At 42.2% G+C, this 13,406-nt stretch carries 11 protein-coding genes; 10 read left to right on the top strand and 1 reads right to left on the bottom strand.

What is annotated here, in order from left to right; genetic code table 11:
- Window positions 1-60 precede the first annotated feature (60 nt).
- The 7 genes from AC1U9Z_RS15140 to AC1U9Z_RS15110 all read left to right on the top strand — a co-directional run bounded on the left by AC1U9Z_RS15140 (window position 61) and on the right by AC1U9Z_RS15110 (window position 8,785).
- Window positions 61-1,521 (top strand): sigma-54 interaction domain-containing protein, encoded by a 1,461-nt coding sequence (locus AC1U9Z_RS15140; RefSeq protein WP_333532467.1) that lies wholly within the window; start codon window positions 61-63, stop codon window positions 1,519-1,521.
- A 339-nt stretch (window positions 1,522-1,860) separates the two neighbouring features.
- Entirely contained in the window at window positions 1,861-3,075 is a 1,215-nt protein-coding gene (locus AC1U9Z_RS15135; protein WP_333532466.1) for a thiolase family protein, read from the top strand.
- Window positions 3,076-3,127: 52 nt separating this feature from the next.
- Window positions 3,128-4,414, top strand: coding sequence for a CaiB/BaiF CoA transferase family protein (locus AC1U9Z_RS15130; RefSeq protein WP_479958188.1), 1,287 nt, complete (start codon window positions 3,128-3,130; stop codon window positions 4,412-4,414).
- 68 nt (window positions 4,415-4,482) lie between these two features.
- The gene (locus AC1U9Z_RS15125; protein ID WP_333532464.1) at window positions 4,483-5,343 is read left to right on the top strand and encodes a 3-hydroxyacyl-CoA dehydrogenase family protein; all 861 of its coding nucleotides are present in this window, start codon (window positions 4,483-4,485) and stop codon (window positions 5,341-5,343) included.
- Between the two features lie 134 nt (window positions 5,344-5,477).
- Window positions 5,478-6,257, top strand: a complete 780-nt coding sequence (locus tag AC1U9Z_RS15120; protein WP_479958187.1) for an enoyl-CoA hydratase/isomerase family protein — start codon at window positions 5,478-5,480, stop codon at window positions 6,255-6,257.
- Window positions 6,258-6,327: 70 nt separating this feature from the next.
- The gene (locus AC1U9Z_RS15115) at window positions 6,328-8,082 is read left to right on the top strand and encodes an acyl-CoA dehydrogenase family protein (protein ID WP_479958186.1); all 1,755 of its coding nucleotides are present in this window, start codon (window positions 6,328-6,330) and stop codon (window positions 8,080-8,082) included.
- 88 nt (window positions 8,083-8,170) lie between these two features.
- On the top strand, window positions 8,171-8,785 hold the full coding sequence (locus AC1U9Z_RS15110) for an acetate uptake transporter family protein (RefSeq protein WP_333532461.1): 615 nt from the start codon (window positions 8,171-8,173) through the stop codon (window positions 8,783-8,785).
- 97 nt (window positions 8,786-8,882) lie between these two features.
- On the opposite strand, the gene AC1U9Z_RS15105 is transcribed toward AC1U9Z_RS15110, so the two are convergent.
- Complete coding sequence (locus tag AC1U9Z_RS15105; RefSeq protein ID WP_479958185.1) at window positions 8,883-9,719, bottom strand: amidohydrolase family protein; 837 nt, start codon at window positions 9,717-9,719, stop codon at window positions 8,883-8,885.
- A gap of 156 nt (window positions 9,720-9,875) precedes the next feature.
- Between AC1U9Z_RS15105 and AC1U9Z_RS15100 the strand changes: the two genes are divergently transcribed.
- From AC1U9Z_RS15100 to AC1U9Z_RS15090, 3 genes are read left to right on the top strand one after another with little or no spacing between them, the layout of a single operon-like run.
- A complete protein-coding gene (locus tag AC1U9Z_RS15100) occupies window positions 9,876-10,820 on the top strand; it encodes an AAA family ATPase (protein ID WP_333532459.1) in 945 nt (314 codons plus the stop codon).
- Between the two features lie 2 nt (window positions 10,821-10,822).
- Window positions 10,823-11,920 (top strand): DUF58 domain-containing protein, encoded by a 1,098-nt coding sequence (locus AC1U9Z_RS15095; protein ID WP_479958184.1) that lies wholly within the window; start codon window positions 10,823-10,825, stop codon window positions 11,918-11,920.
- Between the two features lie 17 nt (window positions 11,921-11,937).
- On the top strand, window positions 11,938-13,215 hold the full coding sequence (locus AC1U9Z_RS15090; RefSeq protein ID WP_479958183.1) for a DUF4129 domain-containing protein: 1,278 nt from the start codon (window positions 11,938-11,940) through the stop codon (window positions 13,213-13,215).
- Window positions 13,216-13,406: the final 191 nt, after the last annotated feature.

The following is a 13,406-nucleotide window of genomic DNA, read 5'->3' as shown; positions in this document are numbered from 1 at the left end:
TTAATATATTTGCAGCTTGTGGATGGGTGTAATGCTTTTTCTTTGAATGGAGGAGATGAGATGGCTTCTAAATTCAATAGATCGAATGCTGCTCAACAACTCTATCACCAAAATAAATCAGTAAAAGAGCTTGAGAAAAGTGATTTGATCGATTTAGAGCAGGTATTTGCTAATTCGTATGATCCTATTCTTGTTACAGACAAAGATGGCTATGTTATTCTAGCTAATCCGTCAACAAGAAAAATGATGGGAATTAGTCATGATGAAATAATTGGCAGCAATGTGAAAAACTTGGTCAGTAAAGGTTTATATGACAGATCACCGGCCTGGGAGGCTTTAGAAACGCGATCGGTGGTTACGGCCATGGTAAGGACCTGCATGGGAACAAATTTAATGTGTACCAGCATACCCATTATTGATAAAGATAATAATGTCGCAATGGTAATTACCAATGCCCGGGACAATGATATTTTTGCGAAATATCGGGCCAGTTTAGAAAAGAAAAGAATAGAAACAGAAAGGTATAAATCCGCTGCGGAATACCTGGGTGAGGTAGATTTGGATTTAAGGCTGCCGGTGGCAAGAAGCAGAAAAATGCGTAAAATTATTGCATCTTGTAATGTTATCGCTAAGGCAGACAGCTCCGTTATCCTATATGGGGAATCGGGTACCGGCAAAGAGGTAATTGCCAGGTATATCCATCGAAATAGTCTTCGATCCAATGAGCCAATGATTCCGGTGAATTGTGCGGCAATTCCCAACGAATTATTAGAATCAGAGTTTTTTGGCTATGAGCCGGGTGCTTTCACCGGAGCAAACCCAAAGGGAAAACTGGGACTGTTTGAGGTTGCTGATAAGGGAACCTTGTTTTTGGATGAAATTGGTGAATTACCATTATCCATGCAATCAAAACTACTAAGGGTATTGGAAACGGGTGAGGTTAAAAGGTTAGGTAGTACCGTCATCCGCAGGATCAATACGAGAATTATTTCTGCTACAAATAGAGACTTAGAAACCATGATAAAGGAAAATACCTTTCGCAGTGATTTATATTATCGACTGAATGTTATCCCATTATATTTACCACCCCTCAGGGAAAGGATAGCGGATATTTGTGTTTTGGCCAACAAGTTTTTACAGGAACTAAATAAAAAATACGCATTGAGCAAAAAGTTTACCGACAAGACCAAAGAGGTCTTTCTTCATTATAGTTGGCCTGGTAATATACGGGAGTTACGCAATGTTACGGAAAGACTGGTAGTCACATCCATTAATGATGACTTGGCCTTTGATGATGATTTTATTTTGGGCGGCAAAGTAAAATCAAGTACGGTGGATGAGGATTATACAGAAAAAAAGATACCCTATAAGGGAACCTTGAAAAGTGTTTTAAAAGCGGTGGAGGAGGAATACATCAATCAAGTACTTACTGAATGTCACGGTAGAGTAGGGGAAGCGGCTCTGCGTTTAGGAATTCACCGAAGTATGCTTTATAGAAAAACCAAAGTCATGGAGTCCTAAGGTTGCATTTTTAGAAAATTGTATACGAATAGAGACAAAAAGTGGTAGACATTTTGCAACTACCTTGAGGGTTGGGTAGTGACTAAAAAAATAATTAGCGGCTTAATAGTCCAAATTTACTGTTTATTGAGTAAATTTGGACTATTTTTAATTTTTTTACATTTGAGTTTAAAATTGGTATGGGTTTTGCTCTTAATAGCTATTAACGAGTGCACTCAGATAATTTAAAAGGTGGTGATACAGGGCAAAACCAGTAAAGAGAGCCAAAAAGATGACGGCTAATTTAATAAGCGGTTAATTCTATTTTTGATAGATAACGATCCAAATGGAGGGAAAAGGATGAAAAAAGTTGTGATTACAAGTGCTGCCAGAACGCCGGTTGGGGCCTTCTTGGGCGGACTTAAAACCGTGCCGGTAGAAGACCTTGCTGCCATAGCCGTTAAGGAAGCAGTAAGACGGTCGAATCTTGATCCCAAAGCCGTTGAGTCGGTGATCATGGGCCATGTAGAAGGTTCCATGGATGTAACCAACCTAGGACGTCATGCAGCCCTGCTGGCTGGTTGTGAAAACGCTCATGGCATGCAGGTTAATCGAATCTGCGGCTCCGGCTTTCAATCGATTGTATCCGGCTGGCATGAAATATTGACGGGTGTCTCAGAGATTGTGGTGGCAGGTGGTGCTGAAAGCCTTTCCCGTGCTCCTTACTATTTGCCGCTTAATGTGCGCTATGAAGGCTTCAAGAACAACTCTCAAAAACTTAAATGTGCCAATGAAATGTCCCATATGAATGCTGCTCCCAGTCAGATGTATCCTCAAGTATGGATGGGTGTTACTGCTGAAAATATCGTTGAGCGATATGAAATTTCACGGGAGGATCAAGACCTCTTTGCCTATGAAAGTCAAATGAAAAATAAAGCAGCGGTAGAGAGAGGCAGGTTTGAAAGGGAGATTGTTCCCGTTGAAATTAAAAGTAGAAAGGGCAGCACTTATATTTCCAAGGACGAACATGCGAAGCCAGACACTACCTTGGAATCATTGGCTAAGCTAAAACCAGCTTTTAAAAAGGATGGGACCGTTACTGCCGGCAATGCTACGGGTTTGAATGATGGTGCTGCTGCCCTTGTGTTAATGTCGGAAGAAAAGGCCAAATCCCTAGGTCTTGAACCCATGGCCTATATTGTGGATTATGCTATTGGTGTTTGTGATCCCATGGTTATGGGCCTAGGCCCGGCCTATGGAATTCCCAAATTGCTCAATAAAGTTGGCCTAAAGATGACAGATATTGACCTGTATGAAATTAATGAAGCCTTTGCCGGACAGGTTCTTGGTTGTTTAAGAATGATGGATGTATATATGAACGAGTCAGAGGTTATGTATCCTAAACTGAATGTTAATGGAAGCGGTCTGGCTATGGGTCACCCCTTAGGAATGACTGGCAGCAGAATAGCAATGACACTGGCCTACGAAATGATGGAGCGTCAGGTACGATACGGTGTTTGTACCGCTTGCATTGGTGGCGGAATGGGATTGGCTATTCTGCTGGAAAGGCCTTAATAAAGGGATGTTTCAACCTGGTGGGAGGAAAAATTGTGAAGGAGCAAATCAAATGGAAAAATGGGAAAAAATTGAGCGTATTCCGGCACCCGCATTAGCTCCAGTATACGGACCTCTTTCAGGCATGAGAGTACTGGTTAGCGGAACGATAGTAGCTGCGCCCTTTGCTGCAACGATGCTTAGTGATTTTGGTGCAGAGCTAATTCAGATTGAGCGACCGAAAATAGGTGATCCCTATCGTGGCCAGTCTCCACAGGTAACAAACGGCGATAGGACCATCAGTGCCGCTTGGATTCAGGGTGCTAGGAACAGATTGAGTTTTACTCTTAATACAAACATGAAGATACCAGAGTCAAAGGAAATCTTTCTTTCTCTGATCAAGATTTCGGATGTCTGGGTTGAGAATATGGTTTGGATCGAAAAGCTAGGCATTACCGACGAAATGTTATTTGAGGTTAACCCCAGATTAATTATTGCCCACATCAGTGGTTTTGGCAGACCTCAGTTTGGTGGTAATCCCGAAATATGCAATCGGGGATCCTATGATCCTATCGGTCAGGCTGAGGGTGGTTATATGTTTCTTAATGGTTTTCCGGAGCCTAGACCCCCGCAGTATGCGGCCTCGTTTATCAACGACTATATCGCTGCCCTGATAGCAGCCAATGGAATTACGGCAGCTTACGTTCATGCCATGAAGACAGGCAAAGGGCAAGTTGTAGAAGTGGCCCAAGTCGAGGCCATGGCAAGGGTTTTGGATGATGCTTTTTCCTGCTGGATGAATGCCGGTGTATTAAAAGGTCGGTTTGGCAACAAGATACCGATTTTTCAGCCGGCTAACATGTATAAAGGGACGGATGGCAGGTATGTGTATATCGGTGCCTATGGTCCGGATGTGTATGGTCGTTTCCTACAGGCACTGGAGTTGGATCCAACCGAGTTCCCCTTTCAGGAAGCGGCTGCCTCACGGGAAGCAGTAGCGTCTCCCATTGGCCAAGAACTTGAGCGTAGGACACAGGCCTGGATGGAAGTGCGCACAGCACAGGAAATACAAGATCATCTAAGTAAATTCAGGGTTCCCCTTGGTATCGCTAAAACCATCGCAGAAATTTATGAAGATCCGCACTGGCAGGCGAGGGGTATGTTCATCAATTATGAAGACCAGACCCTTGGTAAAGAAGTTAAAGCCTTTGGCTTTGTTCCTAAAATGAGTGAGACGCCGGGTACTGCGTGGCGCGGTTCGCCAGCCCTGGGACAGGATACGGAGACCATTCTCAGCAAATTACTTGGTTATAACCACAGTGAAATTGCTGACTTGAAGGGGAAAGGCATTATTGACTAAGTTGCTACTGAAGAATCAGGAGCATCCTTGCTAAATATATAAAAATACGATTGATGGAGGTATGTTAAATGGCTATTCAAAAAGTTGGGGTAGTTGGAGCCGGCTCAATGGGCGGCGGCATTGCTCATCTGGCAGCAATGAAGGGTTTTGAGGTGGTACTTTGCGATGTGGAACAGCGTTTTCTAGATGCCGCTCTGGGCAGAATGGGCAAACTGATGGACAAGAACATCGAGAAGCAGAAAATGACCCTTGAAGAAAAAGTTGCAATACTAACGAGGATTATTACCACCACCAATTTGGAGGATCTTTCATCCGTTGATTATGTAATTGAAGCAGTTATTGAAGATTTGGATCTAAAGAAGAGTGTTTTTGAAAAACTGGATAAAATCTGTAAGCCCGAGGTAATTTTGGGCACCAACACTTCTTCTATGTCCATCACCGTGATTGCTGCCGCTACCAACCGTCCCGATAAGGTCGTGGGGGTGCATTTCTTCAATCCGCCCCAGGTTATGAGATTGGCAGAAATCATCAGGGGTCATAAGACCAGTGACGAAACGTTGATAACTTCATTTGAGCTTGCCGAGGCCCTTGGCAAGACACCGGTAGAGGTTAAGAAGGACACCCCCGGCTTCATCGTAAACCGGGTTATGATGCCCCAATTCCTTGAGGCTGTGCGCCTGGTAGAAGAGGGGGTAGCGACACCCAAGGATATTGATACAGCAGTCACCCTCGGCTTAAATTATCCAATGGGCCCTTTCACACTAATGGACTTTACCGGCATCGATATTTCTATGTTTGTTGCGGAGTATTTCTATAATGAAACCAAGAATCCGAACTGGAATCCTCCTTTCACCTTGAAATCGATCGTAAGAGCCGGACGCTTAGGCAAGAAGACCAATGCGGGATGGTACGACTACGATAAAAAATAAGGATCTGTGCTTTGAATTTTTATAACCATCCTTTTAAGCTGCCAAAGTAGGGAATCTGTAAGAGTAACCGATTCCCTACTGGGATTCTTTCGGCACAGGTCATTAAAATAAACTACCTCAAAGGGGGAAATTTCATGTCCTATGAAACAATTTTGTTAAATAAAGAAGACGGTGTGGCTGTTGTTACCCTAAACCGTCCGCCCATGAATCCTCTGAACAGTAAAGTATACAGTGAACTAGCCCAAGCCGCCGACGAGCTGCAGGCTGATGACTCAGTTAAGGCCGTTATTATTACCGGTGCCGGATCAAAGGCCTTTGCTGCCGGTGCTGACGTAGCAGAAATGGCTACCCTTACTCCGGTAGAGGTGTATCAATTTTGCCAGGGTTCCAAAACCTGTGTAGATAAAATAGAAAATCTAGGCAAACCGGTTATCGCAGCCATTCGTGGGTTTACTTTCGGGGGAGGCTGTGAGCTAACCTTGGCGTGTGATTACCGCTTGGCTGCCGACAATGCTAAATTCAGTTTACCCGAGACCGGCTTGGGTATTATCCCAGGTAATGGAGCAACACAACGCCTACCCAGGTTGATTGGTGCAGCCAAAGCGAAGGAATTAATTTTCCTGGGTGACATCATCGATGCTGCGTCGGCTGAAAAAATTGGCCTGGTAAATAAAGTTGTGTCAATTGATACACTGCTGGAAGAAGCCAAGGCAGTAGCCAAGAGGATGGCCGGCAAACCCACAGTGGCTATCAAGATGGCGAAGGAAGCGATTAATACAGGCAGCAATGTTGATATTCATGCCGGTCTGGCCTTTGAAATACAGGCATTTGTTACTGCCTTTGCCAGTGCAGATGCTAAAGAAGGTTTAGGAGCATTTTTAGAAAAACGCAAGCCTAACTATACAGGCAAATAGGTTGGATAAATCAAGTAAGCTGGCTATTTGGCAAACGCAGCCAGAGCAATTAAAAGGAGAGGTGAAATAAATGGGCAACTTACCGAAAGGCGGTAGTTTTCTCTTTGGTCAAACCGATCCACAGGATATTTTTACTCCCGAGGATTTTACAGAAGAACATAAAATGATTTATAAAACTGCCATGGGTTTTGTAAAGGATAACGTTTTGACAGTGATGGATGACTTAGAATACAAAAAAGATGGGCTTAACAAAAAGCTATTAATGGAGGCTGGTGAGCTGGGTTTACTGGGAACCGATGTTCCGGAAGAATATGAGGGTTTTGCCATGGATAAAATTAGCACCAGCATTATTGCTGAGTGCATGGGTTGGGCCGGTGGCTTTGCCATGACCCACGGGGGCCAGACCGGAATTGGTCAATTGCCGATCGTCTATTTCGGCACCCATGAGCAAAAACGAAAGTATCTACCGGGCATTGTCATGGGCGAAATCGCTACGGCTTACGCTTTGACTGAACCGGGGGCGGGTACGGATGCTATGGCCATCAGTACCTCCGCTGTGCTTAGTCCCGATGGTAAATACTATATCCTAAATGGTGCCAAACAATTTATTACCAATGCCGCATTTGCCGATGTATTTATTGTTTTTGCGAAGATAGACCGGGAAAAGTTTACCGGATTTATTGTTGATGCCAATTCAGAAGGTCTTTCAACGGGTCCGGAAGAGCACAAAATGGGTATCAAGGGATCTTCTACCAGAACCTTAATACTGGAAGATGTAAAAGTTCCGGTGGAAAATATTTTGTATGAAATTGGCAAAGGCTATGTCATTGCTTTTAATATCTTGAATATGGGTCGCTACAAACTGGCCGGCAATGCAACGGGTATTGCCAAACAGGCCTTGGAACTAGCGGCATCCTTTGCTAACGAACGCATCCAATTTGGCAAACCCATTGCCGAATTTGGCCTGATTAAAGAAAAATTGGCTGAGACGGCGGTTAGAACCTATGTGGCTGAGAGTATGGTTTATCGTACCGGAGGTCTGTTGGATGAAATGATGCATTCCCTGGATATTTCAGGCCATGACGGGGGTCAGGTGGCTGCCCGGGGTATTGAAGAATATGCCATGGAATGCTCCATGAATAAGGTATTTGCCACTGAAGTGCAAGCCTTTGCGGTTGATGAAGGTGTGCAAATTCATGGCGGCTATGGCTTCACTTCCGAGTACCCCATTGAAAGACTATACCGGGACGCCAGAATTTACCGTATTTTTGAAGGAACCAATGAAATTAACCGGGTTGTGACTACCAGCACCTTGGTTCGCCGTGGGCTCAAAGGGGACATTCCCTTGAAGGAAGCCATTGAACAGGTTCAGTCAAAAATTGCAGCGGGCATGGCGGCCTGTCAAAGTGAAGAGGACTTGGTACAGGCAGCGAAGGACATCTTCCTATATACTCTGGGGGCCGGAATTAACAAGTTTGGTAACGGACTGCTTAGTCAGCAGGAAGTCATCGGTAAACTGGCAGATATGTTGACGCAGGTGTTTGGCATGGAAAGTGCCCTGCTGCGGGCTCAAAAGGCCTTGGCCAGGGATGGTGCAGACAAAGCAAAACTAAAGTTAAGCATGGCTAAATGCTTTATTCATTCGAATATTGGTATGATGGAGCAAGCCGCTAAAAATATTTTGGCAACCGTTGTCGAAGGTGAAGAATTGACAAAACGTATAAGTGATCTGGAGTTGCTAGCCCAGTACACTCCCCAGAGCACCATTCTTATGCGGCAGGGGATTGCGGCGGTTGTTTCAGCAGCTGGCAAGTATGTGGTTTAATTTTCCCATGAAGTATGATTGGCTGAGCAATAACAATCCAGTGAGTTATCCCAGCGTGAAAAATTTATATTAAATAGGGGGTTATTAAATGTCTCAAGGACAGGCAGCAAATCCAGGACCGGCTGGCCTGGTCGCACTGGCAATAGCGTGCTTTACCTTTTATGCTATACACACTGGAAAAGTTGATTCTTCTTGTGCACCGTTACTTGGTATCTGGCTAATAGGTGGTTTTGTCGTTCAAATTTTTGTTGCTACCATGGAATTGAAACATGGCAATATTTTAGGTGGTAATATTTTTCTCTTCTTTTCAGCCTTTTTTATGTTAGTAAATGGTCTGGAATTACTGCTCAAATTTTATGCTGCTAAGAGTGGTTGGGTTTTGGATGCTCGAATCGATGGTTGGGCCTGGATCGCCCTGATGATTGCACTGGTATCCTGGACGCCGGCATATTTTAAAACCCCACTAAGCACCATTCTAATGGTCTTGTCACTTGATATAGCTGTGATTGTTGTAACCCTCTTGAATCTCAATGTAATTGGCCATGAATGGCATATCGTATCCGGAAATTTCATCGGTCTTGGTGGTGTCTTCGGCTTATATACTGCCTGGGGTATGATTATTAACACGGTATTTGAAAGAAATATTATTCCTCTTGGTGCACCTTTAATAAAACCGAAGCCAACTACTTCGGTAAACATGTAAAAGGTTGTTTAAATTATATCGTCCTCATCTTTATTTCCTCCTCAAGATGGGGACGATGTAATTCTTTTTAGAGCACAGTAAACAAGTAAACAAAGGCCTAGCTTAGGCCCATAAATTTCTTTGCATTAGAGCAGAAAATTTTCTCCTCTTTTTCCTCGCCCAGCACAAGGGAACGGATGTGCTCAATGGCCCTTTCCGGGGGGTAATCCATGACAGGAAAGTCACTGCCATAGACAATTCTATCGGCATAATTTTCTAGGGCTTCTCGCAAAAATTCCCTACTCTTATTCTTGGCATAGATTAAATCAGACCGTTGGTTGCCAAAAACATAGGCCGTATCCAAAAATAAATTTTCATATTTATCCAATAGCTTCAGATACGGATTATGAAATTCCGGTAAACCTAAATGAGCGACCATGATCTTTAAACCTGGGTATTCCCTCAATAAAAACCCGACATCATCCGGTCGGATGTAAGGTGAGTTGATCGGCATGGAGCTGGCATGAAGGACTAACCCTTTTTCTCGTTCAGCCAGTAATTGTAACACTTCTTTGAACCTTTCATCCAGGGCAGACACCCTTTGAACAAAGGAATGAATTTTCACACCATAAAAACGGTGCTGGTCCAAAAAGACTTTGAGCATCTTAGCTTTATCAATATCGTCCTGGTGTATTGCGGCATAGGGCCTTATTTCTGGATATTGTTTGGCCAGAGCGGCCAGCCATTCATTTAGCCCCTCACTGGTTCCTGCTTTATTTGTATAGCACAGAACCATCATTTCTGAAGTTCCGATACCCTGTAAATATTCAATATGTTTTTCAGCACTCCATTTAAAAGGCATTTCCCAGTTTTCTTCATTCTCAAACCAAACCAAAATTGCCTTCATTAATCTTTCAGGGAATAAATGCACATGACCATCAATTATTTTATACATAATAATACCCCCTTCTATTATTTTAATAATTGGACAATTCAGTGTTTTTCCCTTCTAGCAGCAAAACGATCCGTGATATAGTTCGTACGCCTTTTTTCGACCTTGTCTGCTATAATAGTAACTAACAACTTTATTGCACAAAAGAGGGGTAGACAAATGTTGGAGGCAGCTTTTAATAGGCTAAAATCAAATGTTGCAAAGGTTTTGATTGGCAAAGAGGATATTACGGAATTGTTATTAGTTGCTTTGGTGGCAGATGGGCATGTACTGATTGAAGATGTACCTGGACTAGGGAAAACCATGTTGGCCAAAGCCTTTGCCATTTCATTAAATTGTCGTTTTACAAGAATCCAATTTACGCCTGATTTAATGCCCACGGATGTTACTGGATTTTATGTATATAGCAAGCAAAAGGATAATTTAGTTTTTCGTGAAGGACCCGTGCTGACCAATATTCTATTGGCGGATGAAATAAACAGAGCGGTCCCGAGAACACAATCCAGTTTATTAGAGGCAATGGAAGAAAGGCAATTTACCGTAGATGGACAAACCATGCGCCTGCCTAAACCGTTTATTGTCTTAGCCACGCAAAATCCTGTTGAAATGGAAGGGACCTTTCTATTACCGGAAGCACAATTAGACCGCTTTTTAATGAAAATTAGTATGGGTTATCCAACTGCAAAGGAAGAAATTAAGATCCTCTTAAGTCATGGCTGCGGGAATCCTTTCGATTCATTGGAAGCAGTGGCAACGGCAGATGAAATATTGCATTGGCAGGAACGGCGGAGTCAGGTTAAGATCCATCCTTCAATTGTTGAATATATCGTTTTATTAATAGAAGAAACCCGGAAACACCAATCCATTGAATTAGGAGCCAGTCCCCGGGCCTCTTTAGCTTTATTTAAAGCAGCTCAAGCATTGGCCCTGGTTAGAAATAGAAATTATGTTATACCGGATGATGTTAAATTTTTGATCAAGCCAGTCCTCAAGCATCGCCTCGTATTAAAACGGGAAGAAAAACTAAAAGGTGTTTCTGAAAGCGATGTATTACAAGATATCGTTAATTATGTAGCAATACCAGAGGTCGAAAAGGATGAATAATCATGACTAGCCAGGAAACGCAACAAGGTATTGTCTCGTATTTTTCTATTGGACTGGTAAGAATCATTCTGATAGTCGGTTTATTGGTTTTGTTATACAATACGATTTGGTTGCCAGCTATATTCCTATTGCTGGTAGTGGTAACCCTTGAAGGGGCCTCTTGGTGGAGTAAGGCCGGATTAAGAAATCTAGTAGTGGAAAGACAAGTCACCGTTTTACGATTTTTTCCCGGGGAGATGACCAAACTAACCTTTAAGATAAGGAATAATAAGAGATTACCTTCAATTATTGGTTGGCAGCAAATTCTTCCTGCGGGGTTAACTGTGAAGGGAACTGAAACGATAGAGGAAAAAGCCATTATGTTAATGGCCAGGCAAAACTATTGCCTGACATATGATTTACAGGTTATTAAGCGAGGGGTTTGGCAAATTCCTGATTTGCATCTATTCTCCAGGGATGGTTTAGGGCTCTTTGAGCAGGCGAGGATAATAAAAGATCGTAAGTTGCTGATCGTTTACCCTCGGTTAGTACCTTTGGAAAAATTGGCTATCAAGGTATCTGATTTAATAGGAGAAAATAATGTGCAAAGACCCTTTTTGCCCGATCCTATTCGATTAGTTAGTTTACGGGAATATACTGATGATACACCGGCGAGACTTATTCACTGGAAAGCAAGTATGGGTAAGGATCAACTATATGCTAAAGTATTAGAACCCTCAGCGGATTACAAGATCTATATCTTAGTGGATGTAGAATATTTTTATCAGGATAATGATGAAGAAAAATATGAAAAAGCTCTTTCGGTGGCTGCCACAATGATAACGTGGGCCCAAGAGAGGAATATTCCCTTTGGCGTGTTGGCCAATGGGCGTCAAACCGGGATGGAGGGACCTTTATCGTTGCCTATTGGCAATGGTATGAATCATTTATTAATCGCATTGGAGCGGTTAGCAAGGTTAGAATTTTCACCCCTGGGTGATATAAATGATTTTTTACGATTGGAAAGTAAGGCGATACCACCAGGCACAAGTTATATTTCTATCGGCGGACACTTTAAAGACCTGCCCAATTTGTTTCAGTATGACCTATCATTTGATTAAGGGTGGAGGCTTTAGGTATGACAAATAGAATACAGCTTACGCTGTTAGCGATATCGGTAGAAATAGCCTATTTATATCCAATTTATTATCTTATTGCCTTAGGCATGAAAACACCCTTGTCAGCCATTACCAGTTTTGCAACCGTAATAGCATTTTCTATCATAACCGTTTTATTAAAGCATCTTTTAATCTCTAAAAAGTGGTCATATTTTATTATTTGGTCTTGTTATTTATTTTTTTATATCTTTATTGGGGGGCTGTTATTCAATAACGCTTTTCATCAACAGTGGTCTGAAGGTATTTTATTTAGGCTGCAAATGATGAATCTATTGGTATTTTACTTTTGGATTTGGCTAAGAACAGGCCTATTAGCAAGAAAAACATGGGACTACACGAAGGCAGTTAGTCATTTTGAAGTAAGCCTTGTTATCATGTTTATCGTTCTTATGATTGCAGAGTTGCTTGGAATGATGATTCCTCATTTGGTTATCTGCATGTTGTTGGTTCTTTTTGGTAGTTTTGTTATGTTATCCATGATAAAACCGGGGCATGAAAAAATAAAACCTTGGGCAGTCACGTTATATTTTGGCGGCATCCTATTACCGATTATGATGGTTGCTAGTTTATTTCAGGCATATCTGTATGGGTTTTCAACTAACTTATTTGGGTTGGCCCAACCTTTTGCTACTTATTTGGTTAATATTTTGGCTATCATTTTGAAATTTCTTCTAGGAAAAAATGACATGGTACCGCAAAGGACGGACGTAGTAAGTGAAAGCAGCACGACCGAGTTAAAAACGGAGTTTATGATGGATAAAACATCCGGTGAAACCAGTTTTGTTGTTGAGATCATGCTGTATCTATTAATTGCCGGCATGCTTATCGCCTTGATCGTGGGCATACTCTATCTTTTAGGAAGAATCTGGCGAAAAGCCGGTCAAACCCAGACACCCCAGAAATTTGTCCTACCCCGGGTAAAGATTATACCAATATTAATAAGCCTTTTAAGAAAAATATATTTATTGGCCTCTCTTTTTTTACCAGTAAAATATGGCGTGGGGGAAGCTTACTATTATTTGTTAAAATGGGCATCTCAAAGAAATTACCCCAAGGCAGAATGGGAGACGCCATATGAATTCTGTAATCGGCTTTGCAAACAGTTTCCCAGGCATACTGGTATCTTTAAAATAATTACCGATAATTACGTTCAGTACAGTTATGGACATAAGCAAATCACGTCAAAGGAGAGCCGCGAACTGAAAAGGATGATAGGAAAATTATATTTTAGCTTATAAAATCAGGGCTAAGGTAACAGTGTCAGACTATTGGCACTGTTATATTTTTGCACTACCTTCGATAAACCACAAGAATTTGTTGTGTCCACAACAATGAATGTTTGTTTGTCATGGGGGCGACTCCTGTGTAAGATTGTGTTAAAGATAATTATCACAATATCGTAGCATGATAATGCAATAGGGGAGAGGGT

The organism is Desulfotomaculum sp. (assembly GCF_982386235.1).
The sequence above is the reverse complement of the archived record's forward strand: the minus strand, read 5'-3'. Positions and strand labels throughout refer to the sequence as shown.